General features: G+C 71.6%; 19 protein-coding genes and 1 pseudogene. 13 read left to right on the top strand and 7 right to left on the bottom strand.

What is annotated here, in order from left to right:
• Window positions 1-601: pseudogene (locus AC5P1C_RS35680) on the top strand (hypothetical protein); the annotation flags it as partial.
• Window positions 538-1,332 carry a tetratricopeptide repeat protein gene (locus tag AC5P1C_RS35675; protein ID WP_493870138.1) on the top strand — a complete coding sequence of 265 codons (795 nt, stop codon included), beginning with the start codon at window positions 538-540 and terminating at the stop codon, window positions 1,330-1,332. The pseudogene AC5P1C_RS35680 and the gene AC5P1C_RS35675, both read left to right, overlap by 64 nt.
• 73 nt (window positions 1,333-1,405) lie before the next feature.
• Here the strand turns inward: AC5P1C_RS35675 and AC5P1C_RS35670 are convergent, their stop codons facing one another.
• Window positions 1,406-2,683, bottom strand: coding sequence for a DUF1015 family protein (locus tag AC5P1C_RS35670; protein WP_493870137.1), 1,278 nt, complete (start codon window positions 2,681-2,683; stop codon window positions 1,406-1,408).
• A 72-nt stretch (window positions 2,684-2,755) separates the two neighbouring features.
• On the opposite strand from AC5P1C_RS35670, the gene AC5P1C_RS35665 reads away from it, so the two are divergent.
• On the top strand, window positions 2,756-3,784 hold the full coding sequence (locus AC5P1C_RS35665; RefSeq protein WP_493870136.1) for an HAD hydrolase-like protein: 1,029 nt from the start codon (window positions 2,756-2,758) through the stop codon (window positions 3,782-3,784).
• A gap of 82 nt (window positions 3,785-3,866) precedes the next feature.
• On the opposite strand, the gene AC5P1C_RS35660 is transcribed toward AC5P1C_RS35665, so the two are convergent.
• From AC5P1C_RS35660 to AC5P1C_RS35650, 3 genes are read right to left on the bottom strand one after another with little or no spacing between them, the layout of a single operon-like run.
• Window positions 3,867-4,700: a siderophore-interacting protein gene (locus AC5P1C_RS35660; protein ID WP_493870135.1), complete on the bottom strand. Its 834-nt coding sequence runs from the start codon at window positions 4,698-4,700 to the stop codon at window positions 3,867-3,869.
• Window positions 4,700-5,731 carry an ABC transporter substrate-binding protein gene (locus AC5P1C_RS35655; RefSeq protein ID WP_493870134.1) on the bottom strand — a complete coding sequence of 344 codons (1,032 nt, stop codon included), beginning with the start codon at window positions 5,729-5,731 and terminating at the stop codon, window positions 4,700-4,702. Before AC5P1C_RS35655 ends, AC5P1C_RS35660 begins: the two co-directional genes overlap by 1 nt.
• Entirely contained in the window at window positions 5,731-6,771 is a 1,041-nt protein-coding gene (locus tag AC5P1C_RS35650; RefSeq protein WP_493870133.1) for an ABC transporter substrate-binding protein, read from the bottom strand. The genes AC5P1C_RS35655 and AC5P1C_RS35650 overlap by 1 nt, the downstream gene beginning before the upstream one ends.
• Before the next feature lie 53 nt (window positions 6,772-6,824).
• Between AC5P1C_RS35650 and AC5P1C_RS35645 the strand changes: the two genes are divergently transcribed.
• The 3 genes from AC5P1C_RS35645 to AC5P1C_RS35635 are packed head-to-tail and all read left to right on the top strand — an operon-like array spanning window position 6,825 to window position 9,804.
• Window positions 6,825-7,868: a FecCD family ABC transporter permease gene (locus AC5P1C_RS35645; RefSeq protein WP_365820708.1), complete on the top strand. Its 1,044-nt coding sequence runs from the start codon at window positions 6,825-6,827 to the stop codon at window positions 7,866-7,868.
• The gene (locus tag AC5P1C_RS35640) at window positions 7,865-8,893 is read left to right on the top strand and encodes a FecCD family ABC transporter permease (RefSeq protein WP_493870132.1); all 1,029 of its coding nucleotides are present in this window, start codon (window positions 7,865-7,867) and stop codon (window positions 8,891-8,893) included. Before AC5P1C_RS35645 ends, AC5P1C_RS35640 begins: the two co-directional genes overlap by 4 nt.
• A complete protein-coding gene (locus AC5P1C_RS35635) occupies window positions 8,890-9,804 on the top strand; it encodes an ABC transporter ATP-binding protein (protein WP_493870131.1) in 915 nt (304 codons plus the stop codon). The genes AC5P1C_RS35640 and AC5P1C_RS35635 overlap by 4 nt, the downstream gene beginning before the upstream one ends.
• Here the strand turns inward: AC5P1C_RS35635 and AC5P1C_RS35630 are convergent.
• A complete protein-coding gene (locus AC5P1C_RS35630; RefSeq protein ID WP_493870130.1) occupies window positions 9,788-10,135 on the bottom strand; it encodes an alkyl sulfatase C-terminal domain-containing protein in 348 nt (115 codons plus the stop codon). The two genes, AC5P1C_RS35635 and AC5P1C_RS35630, sit on opposite strands and share 17 nt — an antisense overlap.
• 42 nt (window positions 10,136-10,177) lie before the next feature.
• Between AC5P1C_RS35630 and AC5P1C_RS35625 the strand changes: the two genes are divergently transcribed.
• From AC5P1C_RS35625 to AC5P1C_RS35615, 3 genes are read left to right on the top strand one after another with little or no spacing between them, the layout of a single operon-like run.
• A complete protein-coding gene (locus tag AC5P1C_RS35625) occupies window positions 10,178-10,528 on the top strand; it encodes a hypothetical protein (RefSeq protein ID WP_493870129.1) in 351 nt (116 codons plus the stop codon).
• 7 nt (window positions 10,529-10,535) lie between these two features.
• Window positions 10,536-11,351: a TlyA family RNA methyltransferase gene (locus AC5P1C_RS35620; protein WP_493870128.1), complete on the top strand. Its 816-nt coding sequence runs from the start codon at window positions 10,536-10,538 to the stop codon at window positions 11,349-11,351.
• Window positions 11,348-12,268, top strand: a complete 921-nt coding sequence (locus AC5P1C_RS35615) for an NAD kinase (RefSeq protein ID WP_493870127.1) — start codon at window positions 11,348-11,350, stop codon at window positions 12,266-12,268. Before AC5P1C_RS35620 ends, AC5P1C_RS35615 begins: the two co-directional genes overlap by 4 nt.
• A gap of 100 nt (window positions 12,269-12,368) precedes the next feature.
• Here the strand turns inward: AC5P1C_RS35615 and AC5P1C_RS35610 are convergent, their stop codons facing one another.
• Window positions 12,369-13,718, bottom strand: a complete 1,350-nt coding sequence (locus AC5P1C_RS35610) for an FtsX-like permease family protein (protein ID WP_493870126.1) — start codon at window positions 13,716-13,718, stop codon at window positions 12,369-12,371.
• A gap of 219 nt (window positions 13,719-13,937) precedes the next feature.
• Here AC5P1C_RS35610 and recN point away from each other — a divergent pair, with 219 nt between their 5' ends.
• The 3 genes from recN (at window position 13,938) to AC5P1C_RS35595 (ending at window position 18,090) form a co-directional block, all read left to right on the top strand.
• A complete protein-coding gene (recN, locus tag AC5P1C_RS35605) occupies window positions 13,938-15,665 on the top strand; it encodes a DNA repair protein RecN (RefSeq protein WP_493870142.1) in 1,728 nt (575 codons plus the stop codon).
• A 169-nt stretch (window positions 15,666-15,834) separates the two neighbouring features.
• Window positions 15,835-16,683, top strand: a complete 849-nt coding sequence (locus AC5P1C_RS35600; protein WP_493870125.1) for a hypothetical protein — start codon at window positions 15,835-15,837, stop codon at window positions 16,681-16,683.
• Window positions 16,684-16,950: 267 nt separating this feature from the next.
• Complete coding sequence (locus AC5P1C_RS35595; protein ID WP_493870124.1) at window positions 16,951-18,090, top strand: glycosyltransferase family 4 protein; 1,140 nt, start codon at window positions 16,951-16,953, stop codon at window positions 18,088-18,090.
• Between the two features lie 21 nt (window positions 18,091-18,111).
• Here AC5P1C_RS35595 and AC5P1C_RS35590 read toward each other — a convergent pair whose 3' ends face one another.
• A complete protein-coding gene (locus AC5P1C_RS35590; protein WP_493870123.1) occupies window positions 18,112-19,755 on the bottom strand; it encodes a PucR family transcriptional regulator in 1,644 nt (547 codons plus the stop codon).
• A 159-nt stretch (window positions 19,756-19,914) separates the two neighbouring features.
• Between AC5P1C_RS35590 and AC5P1C_RS35585 the strand changes: the two genes are divergently transcribed.
• On the top strand, window positions 19,915-21,435 hold the full coding sequence (locus AC5P1C_RS35585) for an APC family permease (protein ID WP_493870122.1): 1,521 nt from the start codon (window positions 19,915-19,917) through the stop codon (window positions 21,433-21,435).
• The last annotated feature ends 1 nt before the right edge of the window (window position 21,436 follow it).

Raw genomic sequence — 21,436 nt, 5'->3', positions numbered from 1 at the left:
CCGCGTCGCGATGACCGGCGTGACGACCGGGGCGGCGACCGTGGCGGCTTCCGTCGCGATGACAACCGTGGTGGCGGTGACCGTCCTCCCTTCCGTCGTGACGACCGTGGCAGCAGCGATCGCGGTGGCGACCGCGGTGGATTCCGTCGTGACGACCGCCGCGATGATCGGCGCGATGACCGCCCCCGTGGTGGCGACCGCCCCGCTTTCCAGCGCGATGACCGCCGCGATGACAACCGTGGTGGCGGTGACCGTCCTCCCTTCCGTCGTGACGACCGTGGCAGCAGCGACCGCGGCGGTGACCGCGGTGGATTCCGTCGCGATGACAACCGTGGCGGTGGCGGCGGCTTCCGCGGGCGTGACGACCGTGGCCCGCGGCGTGACGACCGTGGCGGGCGGCCCGGCGGGTTCCGTGGGCGCGACGACCGGCGTGACGGTGACCGCGGTGGGTTCCGTGGGCGTGACGACCGTGACCGCGAGCCCATCAAGCGGCTCCCCATCCCCGATGACGTCACGGGCCGCGAGATCGACAAGGGCGTGCAGCAGGAGCTGCAGAGCCTTCCCAAGGGGCTCGCTGAGGACGTCGCCAGGAACCTGGTGATGGTCGCCAACCTCATCGACGAGGAGCCCGAGCAGGCCTACGAGTACTCGCGGATCGCCCTGCGCCTCGCCTCGCGCGTCGCAGCCGTACGCGAGGCAGCCGGCTTCGCCGCGTACGCGACCCAGAAGTACAGCGAGGCGCTCGGCGAGTTCCGGGCCGCCAAGCGCATGACCGGCAGCGTCGAGCTCTGGCCCGTCATGGCGGACTGCGAGCGCGGCATGGGCCGGCCCGAGAAGGCGCTGGACATGGCCGGTGCGCCCGAGGTGCAGAAGCTGGACAAGCCGGGGCAGGTCGAGATGCGTCTCGTCGCGGCCGGTGCGCGGCGTGACCTGGGGCAGATCGATGCCGCCATCGTCACCCTGCAGGGGCCCGAACTGGCGTCGAACTCCGTCCAGCCGTGGACCGCGCGCCTGCGGTACGCGTACGCCGACGCGCTGCTCGCCGCAGGGCGTGAGGACGAGTCGCGCGAGTGGTTCGCGAAGGTCATCGAGTCCGACAAGGACGGCAGCACCGACGCGTCGGACCGCCTGGCCGAGCTCGACGGTGTCGAGTTCGTCGACGTCATGCAGGACGACGTGGAGGCGCCGGTCGCAGAGGCGGCGCCGGTACCGGAGCCCGAGGCCGTCTTCGTCGCCCCCGTCCAGGAAGACGAGGACGAGGGAGTGGAAGAGTTCTACGACGAGGACGACTTCGAGCTGGACGACGACGGTGACGAGGACCGCAAGGCCTGAGCACTGAGCTGATGCCACGACGACGGGCGGGTTCCCACCAGGGGGCCCGCCCGTCGTCGTGTCTGGCGAAGGCTCAGAGGCCGAGGCTCCGCAGGACCAGACCCGATGCCGGCTTCGGGCCGAAGGACGTGGACTTGCGGGGCATCGTGACCCCCTGGCGGGCCAGGTCGCGTACGACTTCTTCGCGGACCGGGTGCATCAGGACGGCCGTACCGCCGTCGCGTTCCGCCTTCTCCACCGTCGCCTCGGTGGAGTGGATGTACGCGATGTGCTCCGGGGCGTCCGGGATCTGCCAGATGTGATCGAGCAGCGTGGAGTGCAGGACCGTCGCGTCCAGGGTGCGCCAGGCCTCGGGAGGGTCGGCCGGGATCGTACGCGCGAGGAGATCCGCGGACGGGCGGTCGACGAGGTGGAAGGCGCCGTCACCCGCCAGGAGGAAGGCATTGCTCTCGGCCGCTGCCTCGCCCAGGGCATCGAGGGCGTGCGGCAGAGGGCCCGCGACCGTCCGTACGCGGAAGGAGCCGGCGAGGGCGGCCAGGGCGTCAGGGACCGGGAGCCGGTGCAGGTAGCGGTGGATGGCGCGGACCCGGAGCGGGTAGCGCGCGGTGTCCACCAGGAGGACGAGGCCGCGATCCCACGGGCTGGGCGAAGGGTGCTCGGAGCGCAGTCGGAGGTTGGTCGCCCAGCGGTGGTGTCCGTCCGCGATCAGGGCCTGGTGGTGGGAGAGATCTGACTGGATCTCGGCGAGGTCGGCGGGGTCGGTGACGGCCCACAGGCGGTGGCTGAAGCCGTCCTCCGTGGTCGTCGACAGGAGAGGCTTGTTCAGTACGGTGCGCTCGATGACGGCTGTCGTGCCCGTCGCCCGTCCCTCGGAGCGGTACGTCAGGAGCAGCGGTTCCAGGTTGGCGCTCGTCGCGCGCATGAGGCCCGCGCGGTCCTCCACGACGTGGGGCATGACGCCTTCGTGGGGCAGGACGATGCCGTCCTGCGCGTCGGAGAGGCGCAGGGCTCCTATGACGCCGCGCTGCAGGATGTCGGCGTCGCGCTGCTCGTAGATGTAGAGGCTGGGCTCCGGGTCGGGCGCGAGGATGCCCTCGGAGAGCCAGGCGTGCAGGGTCTGGGCTGCCTGTTGGTTGCGGGCCTCCGGCGTGGTGGCCTGGGGGAGGATCAGCCGGACGATGTTGTGCGGGTCGGCGGACTCCAGGTGGAGCAGACCGTCGGGCCGTACGACCACGTCGTACGGCGGGGACGTCACGGCGGCAAGGCTGCCGACCCGTTCGGGGACGTAGCGCACGCCTCGGAACGGGATCAGGTCGAGGCCTCGGTCGTCGGTATGACCCGCTGTGTTCATTGCTGCATCGTATGTGTGTCAGTGGCATAAGCGATGATCGGGGGAGTGGGATCGATCGAGGAGCGATGAGTAATGAGCCAGACCGTCAGGACACGGCCCGAAGGCAGCCGAAATGTGCTGAGTGAGGCATATGACACAGCGCTGCTCGACCTGGACGGGGTGGTGTACGCGGGCGGGCATGCGATCGTGCACGCCGTCGAGTCGCTGGAGTCGGCCCGCGCCGGCGGCATGCATCTGGCGTACGTGACGAACAACGCGCTGCGTACGCCGGACGCGGTGGCCGGGCATCTGACGGAGCTCGGCATTCCGACCGGGGCCGCGGACGTCATCACGTCCGCGCAGGCGGCGGCGCGCCTTGTGAGCGAGCAAGTCCCTGCGGGCGCACGGGTGTTGGTGATCGGTGGGGAAGGTCTGCGGGTCGCGCTGCGGGAGCGTGGTCTTGAGCCGGTCGAGTCGGCGGACGATTCTCCGGTGGCGGTCGTGCAGGGGTATGGCGGGCCCGACCTGGCGTGGGGGCGGTTCGCCGAGGCCTGTTACGCGATCGCGCGCGGGGTGCCGTGGTTCGCGTCCAACACGGACCTGACGATTCCGAGCGCACGGGGCATCGCGCCCGGCAATGGTGCGGCGGTCGAGGTCGTACGCATCGCGACGGGCGCGGAGCCGCAGGTGGCGGGCAAGCCGCTGCCTCCGATGCACCGCGAGACGATCCTGCGGACGGGCGCCGAGCGGCCGTTGGTCGTGGGGGATCGGCTCGACACGGACATCGAGGGCGCGTTCAACGGCGAGGTGGACTCGCTGCTCGTCCTCACCGGGGTCACGGACGGCGCCCAACTGCTCGCGGCACCGCCCGAGCACCGCCCCACGTACGTGGACGCGGACCTGCGCGGCATACTGACCGGCCAGCCCGAAGTGACCCCGGCCGATGGCGGCTTCGGCTGCGGTGGGTGGACGGCGACGGCGCGGGGCCAGGAGCTGGTGCTCGACGGCGACGGCGATGCGATGGACGGACTGCGGGCGCTGTGCGCGGCGGCGTGGACGGAGGCGGGTGACGGGGTGTGCGCGCTGGACGGGGAGAAGGCGTTGAAGCGGCTGGGGTTGTAGCTCCTGGGGCAGGGTCGGCCCGTCACCACGCCTGAAGCTCCGACCGGCGAGCGGGCGGAGCTTCAGGCGTAGGGAGGAAGAGTCAGGCCGTCTCGTTGCGGTCGATCAGCTCGTCCGTGGTGGTGCCCTTGCGCCAGTAGCCGGAGAACGAGATCCGCTTGCGGTCGAAGCCGCGGTCGCCGACCAGGTGGCGGCGGACCGTCTTGACCGTCGCGGACTCGCCCGTGACCCAGGCGTACGGAGTGCCCGAAGGCAGCTCGGCGGCCCGGATCGCCGCCGGTGTCCCGCCCGTCCCCGTGAGCCAGGTGATCTCGGCGTCGGCCTTGGTCGGCAGCTCCTGCTGGTCCGCCGGGTCGTGGACCTCGATCCAGACGCGGGTCGGCGTGGCCGGCGGGAGCGTCTCCAGGATGGCGGCCACCGCGGGGAGCGCGGACTCGTCGGCGGTCAGCAGGACCCAGTCGGTGTCCTGCGGCGGCTTGAAGTCGTAGGCGCCGTTCTCGTCCTCGATCGGGGCGAGTACGCCGATGCGCGCGCCGGGGCGGGCGGACCGCGCCCAGCTGGTGGCCGGGCCGTCGTGGGGTGAGGGCTTCGTGCCGTGGACCGCGAAGTCGACGATCAACTCGTCGGGGTCGCGGCGCAGTTCACGTGTGGTGTACGTGCGCATGATGCCCCGGACGTCGGGGTCGAGGGCGAGCCAGTCGGTGTACCAGCTCGCCGCGTCCCCGGCCGACGTGTCCGGCATGACGGGGGCGTCCTGCCCCGGCTGCGGCAGGAACACCTTGATGCGCTGGTCGCGGCCGGCCGAGCCCATCCGCGCCAGGCCGTCGCCGCCGAACGCCACGCGGATCATGGAGGGGGTGACGTACTCGGTGCGCAGCACGTGGACGTCGAAGAAGTGGTACGGGGACTCAGTCATCAGTTCAGCCTCTTCGACTTCTCGATGGCGGCGGCGAGTTGTTCGAGCACCGGGGCGTAACCGGCGTAGCTGTAGCGCTCCTCCATCGACCAGGGCACGGTCTGGTCGGCCTTGACGGCGGGGAGCTGCTCCCAGGTGGGTTTCCTCGCGAGCTCCTTGGGTGGCAGCGCGCTCGAACGGTTGTCCATCATGATCAGATCGGCGTGGTACTTGTCGGCGTTCTCCCAGCTGAGGAACTCCCAGAAGCCCCATTCATCGCTCTTCTTGCCCTCGACGAACTCGACGCCGAGGTCCTTGAAGTAGTTCAGGTCGCAGTAGGAGTCCGGCACGGCGACGTAGAACTGGTCGGCGGATCCGGTCATCGCGAGGACCTTCAGGCCGCGGTTGGCCTTCGCCGCCTCGCGCAGTCGGCGCTCGGCCTTGTCGAAGCGGGCCTTTGCGGCGCGCACCTTCTCCGTACCGAGGTCTCCGCCGAGTGACTCGGCGAGTTCGGTGTAGCGCCCCAGCGGTTCGAGCAGGGAGACGCGGGCGCCCTTGATGCCGACGGTCGGCGCGAGCGCCTCGATCTTCTTGGTGCTGTCCGCGGGCACGAACCACAGCGCGGGCGGCGGGAACATGTTGCTGATCAGGAGGTCGGGCTTGAGGCTCGCGTACTTCTCGATGTTGAACTGGTTGAAGGACTCGCCGAGGCTCGTCAGTTTGTCGACATCGAGATCGCCCGCCTGGGGGTTGGGCTTGCCGTCCACCGGCTTGGAGGGCCCGAAGGTGCCCGTGCACGTGACGCCGTAGTCGTGCAGGGCGGCCGCCGTGCTGATGTAGGCGACGATGTTCTTCGGGGTGTGGTTCACCTCGGCGGTCTTGCCGCGGTCGTCCTTGAAGCTCCACGGCTTGGAGTCCGCGCTCTTCTTGTCGGACTTCTCGTCGTTCCCGCAGGCGGTGAGCAGCGCGCCGAGGCCCAGGGCCCCGCCGGAGGTGAGCAGGCCGCGGCGGGACATGCCCCCGCGGGCAAGGGGGCGGTGGGTGGTGGACATCAGGCTGCCGCCTTCTTCGACTTGTCGACGGCTGCCGCGAGCTGCTCGATGAGCGGGGCGTAGCCGGCGTGACTGAACTGGGCTTCGTTGTGCCAGGAGATGACCTGGCCGGCCTGGACCGCGGGGAGTTTCGCCCAGGTCGGTTTGGACTTCTTCAGCTCGGCGGGCTGGAGGTTGCCGGTCCGTCTGTCGACGAGGATCAGATCGGCTCCGTACGTGTCGGCGTTCTCCCAGCCCAGCTCCTGGAAGAAGCCGCCCTTGGCCGTCTTCGCCGGGGTGACGAACTCGATGCCCAGGTCGGCGTAGTGGCGCAGGTCGGTGAAGTCGGCCGGATCGCCCACGTAGAGCAGGTCGGCCTGCGCCGAGACCGCCATGACCTTGAGACCGCCCCGGGCCTTCGCCGCCTTCGCGGACTTGCGGAGGCTCTCCGATGCCGCCTCGAAGCGCTTCTTCGCCGCGGTGACCTTCTCCGCCTTGAGATCGGCGCCGAGGGATTCGGCGAGCTCGGCGAAGCGGTCGATCACCTTCGTCAGGGAGGTCCTGCCGGTGAGGATGCCGACGGTGGGCGCGAGCGAGGTGATCTTCTGTGCGGATTCCTCGGGGACGTACCAGAGCGTCGGTGACACGTTCATGGTGCTGACGAGGAGTTCGGGGCGGAGCCTCGCGTACTTCTCGACGCTGAACTCGCCCCAGGTGTTGCCGAGGATGGTCACCTTGTCGACATCGACGTCCGCGGCCTGTACGTCGGGTTCGCCGTTCTTCAGCTTCGTCGGGCCGAAGACTCCGGTGCATGCGACGCCGAAGTCCTGCAGTGCGGCGGCCGCGCCGATGTAGGCGACGATGCGGCGCGGGCGTTTCGCGGCCTTCGCGGTGGTGCCGCGGTCGTCCTTGAAGCTCCAGCCCGCGCCGCCGCCTGACGATTTCGCGTCGTCGCCGTTGCCGCCGCATGCTGTCAGGAGGCCGCCGATCCCGAGGGCGCCGCCCATGCCGAGGACGCCACGGCGGGTCAGAGCGGGAGGTATCGGGCGGCGGGTATGCATAGGTGGTGCTTCTCTCGTCGAAGTCAAGTGCGAGGGTAGGCTAACCTAACCTGGTGTTGGTCGACAGTCCCCCCGAAGCCAGCGCGGAGACCGCCCCCGCGCCACCCAACCGCCGCGCGATACGCAGCGCCGGGCTCCTCGTCTCGGTCTGTGTGCTGCTGCTCGTCGTCGTGGCGAGCATCGCGGTCGGTGCCAAACAGATGTCCCTGGACCAGGTCTGGCACGGCCTTTTCCAGGACACCGGCACGTACGGCGATGTCGTCGTCGGAGAGCGGCTCTCGCGGACCCTGCTCGGCGTGCTCGTCGGAGTGGCCCTCGGCCTCGCCGGAGCCGTCCTGCAGGCGCTGACCCGCAACCCCCTTGCCGACCCGGGCCTGCTCGGCATCAACCTCGGTGCGTCGGCCGCCGTCGTCACCGCCATCAGCTTCTTCGGCGTCACCTCGCTGAGCGGCTATGTGTGGTTCGCCTTCGCCGGCGCGGCAGTTGTCGGAGCCGCCGTCTACGCCCTGGGCGGCACGCGCAACGCGACCCCGGTGCGCCTCGCGCTCGCCGGAACCGCGCTGAGCGCCGCGCTCTACGGCTATCTGCAGGCCGTGATGATCACGGACAATGCCGCGCTCAACAAGATGCGCTTCTGGACGGTCGGCTCCCTGGCATCGGCCAAGACCGAGACCATCCTCCAGGTCCTGCCCTTCCTGGTGATCGGCATCGTGCTCGCCCTCGGCCTCGCACGGCCGCTCAACGCCATGGCCATGGGTGACGACACCGCCCGCGCGCTCGGCGCCCATCTGAACCGCACCCGCGCCCTGTCCATGGCCGCCGCGACCCTGCTCTGCGGGGCGGCGACCGCGGCCTGCGGGCCCATCATGTTCGTCGGCCTGATGGTGCCGCACGTCGTGCGCTCCTTCACCGGGCCCGACATGCGCTGGATCCTGCCGTACGCGGCGATCCTCTCGCCGGTCCTGCTGCTCGGCGCCGACGTCATCGGGCGCATCGTCGCGCGGCCCGCGGAACTGCAGGTCGGCATCATCACCGCGTTGATCGGCGCTCCGGTCTTCATCTTTCTCGTACGACGGCGGAGGCTGGCTCAGCTGTGAAGGCGATACGCACCCGGGGCGGGCTCAGCTTCCGTCTCGACGTCCGCACGGCCGTGGTCGTCGCCGTGCTCATCCTGGCCGCGCTCGTCGCGTCGGTCGTCCTGATCGGCACCGGCGACTTCTACATCCCCGCCGCCGACGTCATCCGCACCCTGCTCGGCAACGGAGACGCCGGGCAGGAGTTCATCATCAACGACCTGCGCCTGCCCCGGGTCTTCGTCGGCCTCCTCGTGGGGGCCGCGCTCGGGCTCGGCGGCGCGATCTTCCAGTCCATCTCCCGCAATCCGCTGGGCAGTCCGGACATCCTCGGCCTCGGGCAGGGGTCCACCGCGGGCGCGCTCATCATGATCGTCCTCTTCCAGGGCAGTGCGGTGCAGGTCGCGGGGGGTGCGCTCGTGGGCGGCCTGGTGACCGGCTTCGCGATCTACGTGCTCGCCTGGAAGCGGGGCGTGCACGGCTTCCGGTTCGTCCTGGTGGGCATCGGCGTCTCCGCCTTCGTCACCGCGATCAACGGCTATCTGCTCACCAAGGCGGACATCGTCGACGCCGCGCGCGCGGTCGTCTGGATGACCGGCTCGCTCAACGGCCGGGACTGGGAGCAGGTCTGGCCGCTGCTCATCCTGTGCGCCATCCTCGTGCCGCTCGTCATGACGTACGCCCGTCCGCTGCGGATGCTGGAGATGGGTGACGACGTCGGGTACGCCCTCGGGGTGCCCGTCGAGCGCACCCGCCTCGTCCTGATGGGCTCGGCCGTTCTGCTCGTCGCGGCCGCCACCGCCGCCGCGGGCCCCGTCAGCTTCGTCGCGCTCACCGCGCCGCAGCTGGCCAGGCGGCTCACCCGCTCGCCGGGGCCGAACCTCCTGCCCGCCATGTTCATGGGCGCCACCCTCCTCATCGTCGCGGACTGGGCCTCGCAGCGGGCGTTCGGCGCCGATCAGCTGCCCGTCGGCGTGGTCACCGGTGTGCTCGGCGGCATCTATCTGCTGTGGCTCCTCGTCATCGAGCGCAAGGCGGGGCGGATATGAGGACGGGCACCGAGAAGACGCGCATCGATACGAACACCTCTGAGAACACCGACAGGCAGGAGCGTGCCGCAGTGAACCGGCTCATCGCGGACGACGTGACCCTCGGCTACGACCAGCGCGTCATCGCCGAGAAGTTGTCCGTCGAGATACCCGACAACTCCTTCACGGTGATCGTCGGCCCCAACGCCTGCGGCAAGTCCACCCTGCTGCGCGCCCTGTCCCGGATGCTCAAGCCCTCGCACGGCCGTGTCCTGCTCGACGGGAACGTCATCCAGTCGATGCCGGCGAAGAAGGTGGCGAGGACCCTCGGCCTGCTGCCGCAGTCGTCCATCGCGCCCGACGGGATCACGGTGGGCGACCTGGTGGCCCGCGGACGCTACCCCCACCAGGGACTCCTTCGACAGTGGTCGCCGGACGACGAGCGGATCGTGGGCGAGTCGATGGCCTCGACCGGTGTCGCCGAACTGGCTGATCGCTATGTCGACGAACTCTCCGGCGGACAGCGCCAGCGCGTGTGGATCGCGATGGCGCTCGCCCAGCAGACCCCGCTCCTTCTCCTGGACGAACCGACGACGTTCCTCGACATCCAGCACCAGATCGACGTGCTCGACCTGTGCGCCGACCTCCACGAGGAGCAGGGCCGCACGCTCGTCGCCGTCCTGCACGACCTCAACCACGCGGCCCGGTACGCCACTCACCTCATCGCCCTGCGCGACGGCCAGGTCGTGGCCGAGGGCCCGCCCGCCGAGATCGTCACGACGGAGCTGGTGCGGGACACCTTCGGGATGGACTGCCAGATCATCGACGACCCGGAGTCGGGTACGCCGCTGGTGGTGCCGGCGGCGCGGCGCGGACGGCAGAAGACCGGCGCCGGTGCTGCAACCGGCGCGGGGGCTAAAGCAGCGACCTGAGGCGGAGCATGTCGCGCAGGCCCGCCTCCAGCTTGACCCGGCCGGAGGCCCAGGCCTTCGCGAAGTTCAGCTCGCCGTCGACCATCGCCACCAGATCGTCGCCGGACATGGTGAGGCGGATCTCGGCCTTCTCCCGAGGGGGGCCGGGATGGGTGTCGAGCACCGTGATCCGGCCGTTCTCGAGGCGGCCCGTGAAGATCACGTCAAGATCCGTGATCCGGCAGCTCAGCGAGCGGTTGAGCGCTGCCGCGCTGCGTACGCCGCCGTCTGCGCCCGCCAGGTTGTCCGAGAGTTGGTCGAGCGCAGTGCGGCACTCTTCGATCGTCGCCATCGTGATCGACGGTACCTCAGCGCTTCGCGGTAGCGTCGTGCCATGAGCGACTCGATGCCGGGCCCCGAGCCCGAGCCGGTGGAGCCCGAGGCCGCCGCGGCGGAGCCCGAAGCCGCCGACGTGCGGGCGCAGGAGTATGACCCCGTCGGACCCGCGCCCCTCGGGGTGGAGCGTGTACCGACCGGCGACGCCGAGGTCGACGGCCTGCTCCGGCGCCTCGGCGACGCCGACCACCTCGCCACGGACGGCCACATCGAGGTGTACGAGGATGTACACCGGGGCCTGCGTGACGCGCTGACCGCGCTCGACGCACGCCCCGGACCGCCGGCGCCCCCACCCACGGGGACGCCCGCGGCTTCGTACCAGCACTCACCCCCGTACAACAGGAGCTGAACAGAACGTGGCAGGAGTGGCACGCCGCCGCCTCGACGCCGAACTGGTCCGCCGCAAGCTGGCGCGCTCGCGCGAGCACGCGAGCCAGCTGATCGCCGCCGGCCGTGTGACCGTCGACAAGAACACCGCGACGAAGCCCGCGACGCAGGTGGAGACCGCCGCGGCCATCGTGGTCTCGACCGACGAGAACGATCCCGACTACGTCTCGCGCGGCGGCCACAAGCTGGCGGGCGCGTTCGCCGCGTTCGTGCCGCAGGGCCTTGTCGTCGAGGGGCGGCGCGCGCTGGACGCGGGCGCGTCCACCGGGGGCTTCACCGATGTGCTGCTGCGCGCCGGTGCGTCGGGCGTCGTCGCCGTCGACGTCGGATACGGGCAGCTCGCCTGGTCGCTGCAGAGCGACGACCGGGTCACCGTCAAGGACCGTACGAACGTACGGGAGTTGACGGTGGAGGCCATCGACGGGACCCCCGTCGACCTGATCGTCGGCGACCTCTCCTTCATCCCGCTCGGCCTGGTGCTTCCCGCCCTCGTACGGTGCGCGGCCCCGGACGCCGACCTGGTCCTCATGGTCAAGCCACAGTTCGAGGTCGGCAAGGAGCGCCTGGGCAGCGGCGGTGTGGTGCGCAGCGCGCAACTGCGGGCCGACGCCGTACGCGGTGTGGCGCGCCAGGCGTGGGGGCTCGGGCTCGGTGTGCGTGGCGTGACCGCGAGCCCGCTGCCCGGACCTTCCGGAAATGTCGAGTACTTTCTGTGGCTGCGTGCCGGGGCGCCCGAACTCGACCCGGCGGACGTTGACCGTGCCGTGGCGGAGGGGCCCCGTTGACTCAGACCGGATCGACCCAGACCCGAGCTCGTACCGTATTCCTGCTCGCGCACACCGGACGGCCCGCGGCCATCCGCAGTGCCGAACTCGTCGTCCAGGGGCTGCTGCGCAGCGGCATCGGCGTACGGGTCCTGGAGGCGGAGGCGGCCGATCTGCCGCTGCCGCCCGAGGTCGGCACGGTCAAGGAGGCCACCCCGCAGTGCCTCGACGGCTGTGAGCTGCTCGTCGTGCTCGGCGGGGACGGCACGCTGCTGCGCGGCGCCGAGTTCGCCCGCGCCTCCGGGGTGCCGATGCTCGGCGTGAACCTGGGGCGGGTCGGGTTCCTCGCCGAGGCCGAGCGCGACGACCTCGACAAGGTCGTCGACCGGGTGGTGACGAGGTCGTACGAGGTCGAGGAGCGGATGACCATCGACGTCGTCGTGCGCAGCAACGGCGATGTCGTGCACCGCGACTGGGCGCTCAACGAAGCCGCCGTGCAGAAGATGTCGGCCGAGCTGATGCTGGAGGTCGTCCTGGAGATCGACGGCCGTCCGGTCACCGGCTTCGGCTGCGACGGCATCGTGTGCGCGACGCCGACCGGCTCCACCGCGTACGCCTTCTCCGCGGGCGGACCCGTCGTGTGGCCGGAGGTGGAGGCGCTCCTGATGGTGCCGATCAGCGCCCATGCCCTGTTCGCCAAGCCCCTGGTGACCTCGCCGGACTCGGTGCTCGCAGTCGAGGTCCAGCAGCACACGTCGCACGGGGTGCTGTGGTGCGACGGGCGGCGGACCGTGGAACTGCCACCGGGGGCCCGGGTCGAGGTCCGCAGGGGCGAGGTGCCGGTGCGGCTCGCGCGGCTGCACCACGCGTCGTTCACCGACCGCCTCGTGGCGAAGTTCGCGCTGCCGGTGTCCGGGTGGCGTGGAGCGCCTGACTAGCGTGGTGCCGGGAGCGGATTCGTCTGCGGGGCTGGTGTGGCTGGGCGCGCCCACGCGGCGGAGCCGCATATGTCACAGCCCCGCGCCCCTGACGGGGCGCTCATGTCGCGCTCACCACGGAGATCGCCCTGCGCCGCAGCACGCTCGCCACCGGGAGTCCTGTCGCGAGCAGGGTGAGGAGCAGCGTGCCCGCCGCGATTCCCGTCGGTACGCCCCACGGCAGGTGGGGGAGTGATGAGCCGAAGGCCGTGCTGAGGATGGGGGCCAGCGTGCCGAGCGCTATCGCGGTGCCGAGCAGCAGCGCCGTCCCGGCGACGACCACCGCTTCCCAGGCCGCCATCGCCCGCACCTGGGCGCGCCGGCTGCCCACCACCCGCAGCAGGGCGACGTCGCGGCGGCGCTCGAAGGAGATCATGGCGAGGGTGTTCGCCGCGGCGATGGCGGCGAAGCCCGCGTACAGACCCGTGCCCACGTAGTCGAGCCAGACCTCGCCCGAGCTGCCCGCCGAACCCGTGTGGTGCTGCGCCGTGGTGTGCATGCCGATCTTGGTCAGGCCGAAGCCCACGACCAGGACGAGCGGCACCACCGCGGCGGAGAAGCGGCGGGGCTGCGAGCGGACGTTGAGCATCGCCAGACGCGCGCTGCTGCCCAGTCGGCCCACGAACGCGGAGACCAGCCAGGCCGCGGGCCCGATGATCCGCGGGCCGAGCAGCCCCGCGCCGACGCAGAAGAGGATGAGGACGAGGAACGCGCCCTCGCTCGCTTCGTCCGCGGGCTGCTTCGACAGCAGCACCGAGACCACGCAGGCCCCCGCGACGGCGATGAGGCCGAGCGGTGCCCGGAGCAGGCCGAGCCCCCGCCGCCCGGTCGCCGCCTCGCTCAGGGCGCGGGCCGGGCCGAGCAGCGAGAACCGCAGTGCCGAGAGGAGCGCGGCGAGCGTCGTCGTCACCACGGCCACGCCCAGGCACACCGGCAGCGCGAGCCAGGCGAACCGGAAGTGCGCTTCGGCGGGGAGCAGTCCGTGCGACACCATGCCCGCGTGCCACCAGCGTGCGACGAAGCCGCCGAGGACGAAGCCGGCGAGTGCCGCCGGTATCGACGCGGCGAGGGCCTGGACGGCCACCGCGCGGCGGACCTGGCGGGGCTTGGCGCCGATGGAGCGCACCAGGGCCAGCTCGCGGTGCTGCTGCGTGACGGCCGTGCCCATGGTCGACGCGACCACGAATATCGACATGTAGATGGAACCGATCAGCAGGACGACCGCCATGTCGCCGACGCCGTTCTCGTCGATCTGCCTCCGGGCCCCCGCGGAGAGTCCGTCGGTGCCCGTCGTGCCGAGCATCATCGTCGATGCGCTCACCACCGTCGCCGCGAACAGCGCGGCCACCGCCGTGCCCACGAATGCCGGGCGATGCGCCCGCAGCGCCGCCTGTGCCAGTCCCGTTCCCATACTGATCAGATTGGCGTGCTGGGGCACCCGCGCACCAGGAGGCTGTCAGGAAGATCGTGGTGGGGAAATCCCCCCGGAAACCCCATCCCCCTGCGGGTGACAGCGTCCGTTCGATCCGCCTTTGCCACCTGCGTCTTCGCCGACGGAAGGGGGAAGGAAGCCAGGGCCCGTCGCACACCTGGCCCATGACCTCGTAAGGTCGTGTCCGTGTTGGAGGAGATGCGGATACGGTCGCTCGGAGTCATCGACGACGCAGTGGTCGAGCTGTCGCCGGGGTTCACCGCCGTGACCGGCGAGACCGGTGCGGGCAAGACGATGGTGGTCACCAGCCTTGGCCTGCTGCTCGGCGGACGCGCGGATCCCGCTTTGGTGCGGATCGGCGCCAAGGCGGCGGTGGTGGAGGGACGGATCACCGTGCCCGACGGCGCCTCGGCCGCCGTGCGGGCGGAGGAGGCCGGGGCCGAACTCGACGACGGGGCGCTGCTGATCAGCCGTACCGTCTCGGCGGAGGGGAGATCCCGCGCGCATCTCGGCGGGCGGTCGGTCCCGGTGGGGCTGCTGTCCGAACTCGCCGACGACCTCGTCGCGGTGCACGGTCAGACCGACCAGCAGGGACTGCTCAAGCCGGCCCGCCAGCGCGGGGCGCTCGACCGGTACGCGGGCGACGCGGTCACGGTGCCGCTGGCCAAGTACACGGCGGCGTACCGCAGGCTGCGGGCCGTGACGACCGAGGTCGACGAGATCACCACGCGTGCGCGTGAGCGGGCCCAGGAGGCCGATCTGCTGCGCTTCGGCCTCGAGGAGGTCGCGGGCGTGGAGCCGCGTGAGGGCGAGGACACCGAACTGGCCGCCGAGGCCGAGCGGCTCGGCCACGCGGAGGCCCTCGCATCCGCCGCCACGGCCGCGCACGCCGCGCTCGCGGGCAACCCCGAGGACCCGGAGGGGGTCGACGCCACGACGCTGGTGGCGGGCGCCCACAGGGCTCTCGAAGCGGTGCGTTCGCACGACCCCGCCCTGGCCGCCCTCGCCGAGCGGATCGGCGAGATCGGCATCCTGCTGGGCGACGTGGCGGGGGAGCTCGCCGGATACGCCGACGACCTCGACGCCGATCCCCTGCGCCTCGCGGCGGTGGAGGAGCGGCGGGCCGCGCTCACCCAGCTGACCCGGAAGTACGGCTCCGACATCGACACCGTGCTCGCCTGGGCCGAGGAGGGGGCCGCGCGGCTCACCGAACTCGAGGGCGACGACGACCGTCTGGAGGAGCTGACCGCCGAGCGGGACGCGCTCCGGGGTGAACTGGCCGGGCTCGCGCAGGCGTTGACCGACGCACGCCAGGAGGCGGCTTCGCGGTTCGCGGCGGCCGTCACCGAGGAGCTGTCCTCGCTTGCCATGCCGCACGCGCGCGTGACGATCGACATCACCGCCACGGAGGTTCCGGACGACGCGGACGGTGTGCCGGTCGACGGACGCCTCGTCGCGTACGGCCCGGCGGGCGTCGACGAGGTGGAACTCCTCCTCGCCCCGCACCCGGGCGCACCGCCGCGGCCGATCGCCAAGGGCGCGTCTGGCGGTGAGCTGTCGCGCGTGATGCTTGCGGTCGAGGTCGTCTTCGCGGGCACGGACCCCGTTCCGACGTACCTCTTCGACGAGGTCGACGCGGGTGTCGGCGGCAAGGCCGCCGTCGAGATCGGCCGCAGGCTCGCCAAGCTCGCCAAGTCCGCGCAGGTCGTGGTCGTGACGCATCTGCCTCAGGTGGCGGCGTTCGCCGATCGGCAGCTGCTGGTCGAGAAGACCAATGACGGGTCCGTCACTCGGTCCGGGGTCCTCGTGCTCGAAGGGGAGGACCGCGTACGGGAGTTGTCGCGGATGCTGGCCGGGCAGGAGGACTCGGAGACGGCGCGGGCGCATGCGGAAGAGTTGTTGGCGACGGCTCGGGGGGACGGTTAGCGGGCGGGGTCGCCTTGATCGGGGGGCGCCTTCTGCGGGCGGGGGCGCCTTCTGCGGGTACGCCTTGTGTACCGCAGATCACCGGCTCCGCCGAGTTCGTCCTCAAACGCCGGACGGGCTGAGATGCCGGCCCCCGGCTGAAATCCCAGGCCCCCGTACCCTGATTCGCATGATCAAGTGCACGCCTGCCCGACGTATCCCTGCCCTTCTCACCGCAGCCTCCGTCACCCGCGCGGTCACCGCCGCGCTGCGCTCACGTGCCCCCGGCGGCACCGACCGCTGGCGGCGGAAGAACTACGCGGGGCGGACAGTGGAGTTGTACGCCGGGCCCGCCGCCGCCCTCGGTGCGGCGGCCGGAGCCGTGGCGCTGCCTGCGGGGTCCCGTGCCGCCGCCGGGCTCGCGGTGCTCGTGGCGGGGGCGTGCGGGGCGTACGACGACGTGGCGGGGGACGGCGATCCGCGCCGGGGTTTCCGCGCGCACCTGGGCGCCCTGCGGGACGGCGAAGTGACCAGCGGGGCGGTCAAGTTGTTCGGGATCTCCGCGGCGGGTCTCGCCGCCGGGGCGCTGCTCAAGGAGCGCCCGGTGGACAAGCTCCTTGCCGGCGTCGTGATCGCGGGTACGGCCCACTTCGTCAACCTCGTGGACGTACGCCCGGGGAGGGCCGCCGGGGCGGTGATCGCTTTGGGGGCACCGGGTCTGCTGCGCGGCGGCACCTCCGGGGTCCTCTCCGCGGCCGCTGTGGGAGCCGCGGCGGCGGTGCTCCCGGAGGACTTCGGAGAGCAGGCCATGATCGGCGACGCGGGAGCGCACGCCTTGGGCGCGGCAATGGGCGCGGCCATCGCCACGGGCAACGGCCGCGCGGGGCTTGCGGCCCACGCGGCGGCCCTCGTGGCTGCAGCGGCGTACGGCGAACGGGTCAGCGCGGCGGCAGGATCCGGCGAGCGGGTCAGTGTGACTGCGGAGACGGGATCCGGCGAGCGGGTCAGTGTGGCTGCGGAGACGGGATCCGAGGGCTAGTGGCTCCCCCCCCCGGGGGGTGCCCCCGGCCCTCGCCCCACACCTCCCCCCTGAAAGCCTTCCCTCCGGCATATCCCCGCTGCAAAGATGCGGGGGCCGCAGATCGCTCGCGGTGCTGTGATCCCGTTGTCCTCACCCGTGTGGGTGATCCGGGTCAGGGAGTTGCCCGTCGCGACACGGAAGGGACCTTTCGGCGGTGCCGGAACGTCCGTGCGGACTGGCATCCTTGGCGCAGCCCCCCGACGCCGATCCAGGAGCCCCGGCTACGTGAGCCACGTGAGCAGCCACTCACCGCACGGTCAGACCCCCCTGCACACGGTGCAAGTACTGGGCGGTGGCAGCGCGGGCAGCAGTGCCCACGTCAGGTCGCTCGCCGCGGGCCTCGCGGCGCGGGGCGTGCGGGTCACGGTGTGTGCCCCCTCCGCGGCGGCCACCGCCTACGACCTGACGGGCACCGGAGCCCGGCACGTCCACGTGCCGCGCAGCGGTGACCCCGCGTCCGTCGCCTCCCTCCGCCTGGCCTGCGCCGACGCCGACCTCGTGCACGCGCACGGACTGCATGCCGCGCTCCGCGCCGCCCTCGCGCTCACCGGACGCCGCATCCCCCTCGTCGTCACCTGGCACACCCGCGCGCACGCGGAAGGAGCGCGCGCCCGCGTCCTGCACCTCCTGGAGCGGCGCGTGGCCAAGGCCGCCGCCGTGGTCCTCGGCACCTCGTCCGACCTCGTCGACCGAGCTCGCAGCAGAGGGGCGCGGGACGCCCGCCTGGCACCCGTCACCTTCCCCCCGCCGCGTCCGGACGGTGCCGGGGCAGCCGAGGACGCCGAGGGGGTGCGCCACAAGGCCCTCGCCGAACTCGGAGCCATCGGGCGGCCGTTGATCGTCACGGTCGGCACGCTCGAACGGCAGCGGGGCTATGACGTCCTGCTCGACGCCGCGCGTGCGTGGCGTCATCTCGACCCGCTGCCGCTCCTCGTCATCGCCGGTGAAGGGCCCGAACGCGGCGCCCTGCAGCGCCGTATCGAGGGCGAAGGCCTTCCCGTACGGCTCGTGGGGCGGCGCGACGACGTATCCCAGATGCTCGCGGCGGCCGATCTCGTGGTGCTGCCCAGCAGTTGGGAGTCCCGCTCCGTGCTCGCCCAGGAAGCCCTGCACGCGCGCGTGCCGCTCGTCGCGACCGCTGTCGGAGGCATCCCCGAACTGGTCGGCGACGCGGCCACGCTCGTCCCGTACGGCGACGCGGAGGCCCTGGCCACCGCCGTCGCGCGCCTCCTGGCCGACCCCGCGCTCAGGGAGCGACTCAAGGACAAGGGCACGGCCCAGGCGGCGACATGGCCGACCGAGGACGAAACGGTCACCCAAGTCCTCAGCGTCTACGACGAGTTGACGCAGCCGCTCGCCATGTAGCTCCGAGACGCGGTACGGCGCCTACGCCACATGCCTGCGTGCCCGCAGCGCCAGGCTCAGCGCGAGGACCGTCTGCGGGTCGTCCAGGTCCGTGCCGAGGAGTTCACTGATCCTGGCCAGGCGGTTGTAGAGCGTCTGACGGTTCAGGTGCAGTTCGCGTGCCGTCTCCGCCTTGCGTCCCGCATGCGCCAGGTACGTCTGCAGGGTCGGAAGGAGCGGCGGCTTAGAGCGCTGGTCGTGGGTGCGCAGCGGGCCGATCGCGCGGTCCACGAACGCCGCGAGCGCCGAGTCGTCGTAGTTGTGCAGGCGCCACAGGAGCAGGTCGATGTCCAGGCGCCGCGCGTCGTACCAGGGGCGGTCGATGAGTCCCTGCGCGGCCGTCGCCGTCTCCGCCGCGTGCCGGAGCCCCGCCGAAGCCGCCGCCCAGCCGCCCGCGACCCCGACCACCACGACCGGCGGCAGCGCCCCCGCCCGCTGCATTCCCGCTCGCTCCACGCCTGCCCGCAGCGCCGCGGCGACCCGGTCGGCCACCGCGGTGCGTTCGGATTCCGTACGCAGGCCGAGGAGGAGGGGGACCCGCCCCTCGACCGGGCGTACGCCGAGCAGCACCGGCACCCCCACCGCGGCGAGCTCCTCCGCCACCGCCCGCGCGAGCACGGCCCAGCCGCCGCCTGGCGGCAGCCCGTCCGCGAGGCGCATCACGACCGGGAGCAGCGGGCTCTCGCCGGGCTTGAAGCCGAGCACCCGCGCCTGGGCGGGCGCGTCGTCGGCCAGGATCCGCCCCTCCGCCAGATCGGTCAGGAAGTCGCCACGTCCGCGCGCGGCGAGCTCCTCCTCCTGCCGGGCCTGCATCAGGACCACCGCGAGCGAGCTCGCGGCCCGCTCCGCCGCGATCCGGTGCACCGGAAGCAGCGCGGACTCCACGGCGAGCAGTACGAGGCGTGCGCGCACCGAGCCGGAGCCTGGACCACCGCCCGGCACGTCCACGAGCAGCGCGCCCGCGGGCGGACCGTCCCGGTCGACGGTCCGGCCTCGCAGCCCCACCCACACCTGGAGGGGGTCGGCGCACTCGGTGCCCGCCCCGGCGGCGTACAGGAGCTGCCCGTCCGCCGTCTCCAGGAACACCGGGTTGCCGCTGAAGTCCGCGAGGACGCCCAGGACTTGGGGTACGCCGCCCCCGCCGAGCAGCGCCTCCGTGCAGCGCCTGTGGACCTCCTCGGCCCGCTGGAGCAGCGCGTAGTGGCCGTTGACGATCTCGGTGTGTATTTCTTCGGTGACCGTCACGAAGGGCACCTCGCGGTGCAGCTGCACCAGCGTAAGACCCGCGGCGCGCGCCGTCTCCACGATCGCCGCCGGGAGCCGCGTGAAGCGCGGGCCCAGCTCCACGACGAGCGCGGCGATGCCGCGCTCGGCGAGTTTGCGCACGAAGACACGCTGCTCGGCGGGGCGCGTGCCCAGGCCGAGGCCCGTGGTCAGGAGCAGCTCGCCGCCCTTGAGGAGCGAGGCGATGTTCGGCACCTCGCCGGCGTGCACCCAGCGCACCGTGCGCTGCAGCCGCTCCGCGCCCGCGACCACCTCGGGGAGCCCGCCGCGAAGCCCCGGAAGTTCCAGGGCCCGCTGCACGGTGATGCCGCCCTGAGTGCCCTGCGTGCCCTGACTGTCCATGGGGCGGACGGTACCTGCGCATACGTTCCGGGGACATCTCCGGCCCGTTACGGGAATGATCTGATCCGCTCATACCCCGACAACTCGTCGCCCCAGGACGTCAATTGCGCGACCTGTTGTCGGTTGTGGCGTACGTCACGCCACGGAAGGGTGCCCGCCATGCCAGAGCACACGCCAGCACGACCCACCACGCCCGAGGTCCACCGTCTCAAGGCGAACTCCGTCGGCCTCGTCGGCGTCGTCTTCATGGCGGTCGCCACCGCCGCGCCGATCACGGCGATGACCGGCAACCTCCCCATCGCCGTCGGCGCGGGCAACGGCACCGGAGCGCCCGCGGGCTATCTCTTCGCGACGCTCGTCCTGACCGTCTTCTCGGTCGGGTACGTCGCCATGGCCAAGCGGATCACCGCGGCCGGCGCCTTCTACGGCTACATCTCGCACGGCCTCGGCCGCATCGCGGGCATGGCGTCCGGGATGCTCGCCGTCCTCGCGTACGTCGTCTTCGAGGCGTCGATCGTCGGAGTCTTCGCGTACTTCGCCAAGACCACCGTCCACGACCAGCTCGGCGCCGACCTGCCGTGGATCCTCTACGCGGCCGCGATGCTCGCCGTCACCGTCGTCCTGTCGTACTTCGACATCAACCTCACCGCGAAGGCGCTCGGCGTGATGCTGATCGCCGAGATCGCGGTCCTCTTCGCCGTCGCCACCGCCGTACTGATCCACGGCGGCGGCCCCGACGGCATCCCGGTCGAGCCCATCAACCCGAAGAACGCCTTCACCGGCACCTCGGCAGGGCTCGGCCTCTTCTTCGCCTTCTGGTCCTGGGTCGGCTTCGAGTCCACCGCCATGTACGGCGAGGAGTCCCGCAACCCCAAGAAGGTCATCCCGCGCGCGACACTCGTCTCGGTCGTCGGCGTCGGCCTCTTCTACATCTACGTCTCCTGGATGACGATCGCCGGCAACGGCCTGGCGGGTTCGGTGAAGGTCTCGCAGTCCACGAGCCCGCTCGACCTGTTCTTCGACCCGGCGCACGCCTTCATCGGCGCCTGGGCGGTCGACACCTTCCAATGGCTCCTGATCACCGGCTCGTTCGCCTGCGGCATGGCCTTCCACCAGTGCGCGTCCCGCTATCTGTACGCGATAGGGCGCGAGGGATTCCTGCACCGCGGCCTCGGCCGCACGCACCCCAGGCACGGCTCCCCGTACATCGCCTCCTGCGTCCAGTCCGCGATCGCCGTCGCGCTGGTCGCCGCCTTCTGGCTCACCGGTCAGGACCCGTACATCCACCTGTACACGCTGCTCGCGATCCTCGGCACGATGGCGATCCTCATCGTGCAGACCCTCTGTTCGTTCGCCGTCATCGGCTACTTCCGCAAGAACCACCCCGAGGACCGGCACTGGTTCACGACCCTGGTCGCCCCGCTTCTCGGCGGCATCGGCATGATCGCCGTCGTCGTCCTGCTCGTGATCAACATGGACACCGCGGCGGGCAGCGCCGCCGATTCCCTCTTCTTCAAGGCCATCCCCTGGATCGTGGGCCTCGTCTTCTTCGGGGGCCTGGGACTCGGCCTGTATCTGCGGGCGAAGCAGCCCGCCCGCTACGAGATCATCGGCCGGATCGTCCTGGAGGACGCGGCCGAGCGCACGACCGACACCGAGCCATCGTCCGCCACTGTCTGAG

The sequence above is a fragment of the Streptomyces sp. A18 genome, from assembly GCF_059026065.1.
This window is presented reverse-complemented; position numbering and strand designations above follow the sequence as displayed.

Excerpts from the sequence above, each read along its gene's own strand:
- AC5P1C_RS35600 (WP_493870125.1), top strand. The coding sequence starts at position 15,835 with ATGATCAAGTGCACGCCTGCCCGACGTATCCCTGCCCTTCTCACCGCA.
- AC5P1C_RS35625 (WP_493870129.1), top strand. The coding sequence starts at position 10,178 with ATGAGCGACTCGATGCCGGGCCCCGAGCCCGAGCCGGTGGAGCCCGAG.
- AC5P1C_RS35660 (WP_493870135.1), bottom strand. The coding sequence starts at position 4,700 with ATGACTGAGTCCCCGTACCACTTCTTCGACGTCCACGTGCTGCGCACC.
- recN (WP_493870142.1), top strand. The coding sequence starts at position 13,938 with ATGCGGATACGGTCGCTCGGAGTCATCGACGACGCAGTGGTCGAGCTG.
- AC5P1C_RS35635 (WP_493870131.1), top strand. The coding sequence starts at position 8,890 with ATGAGGACGGGCACCGAGAAGACGCGCATCGATACGAACACCTCTGAG.
- AC5P1C_RS35670 (WP_493870137.1), bottom strand. The coding sequence starts at position 2,683 with ATGAACACAGCGGGTCATACCGACGACCGAGGCCTCGACCTGATCCCG.
- AC5P1C_RS35590 (WP_493870123.1), bottom strand. The coding sequence starts at position 19,755 with ATGGACAGTCAGGGCACGCAGGGCACTCAGGGCGGCATCACCGTGCAG.
- AC5P1C_RS35610 (WP_493870126.1), bottom strand. The coding sequence starts at position 13,718 with ATGGGAACGGGACTGGCACAGGCGGCGCTGCGGGCGCATCGCCCGGCA.
- AC5P1C_RS35655 (WP_493870134.1), bottom strand. The coding sequence starts at position 5,731 with ATGTCCACCACCCACCGCCCCCTTGCCCGCGGGGGCATGTCCCGCCGC.
- AC5P1C_RS35650 (WP_493870133.1), bottom strand. The coding sequence starts at position 6,771 with ATGCATACCCGCCGCCCGATACCTCCCGCTCTGACCCGCCGTGGCGTC.
- AC5P1C_RS35585 (WP_493870122.1), top strand. The coding sequence starts at position 19,915 with ATGCCAGAGCACACGCCAGCACGACCCACCACGCCCGAGGTCCACCGT.
- AC5P1C_RS35665 (WP_493870136.1), top strand. The coding sequence starts at position 2,756 with ATGAGCCAGACCGTCAGGACACGGCCCGAAGGCAGCCGAAATGTGCTG.
- AC5P1C_RS35630 (WP_493870130.1), bottom strand. The coding sequence starts at position 10,135 with ATGGCGACGATCGAAGAGTGCCGCACTGCGCTCGACCAACTCTCGGAC.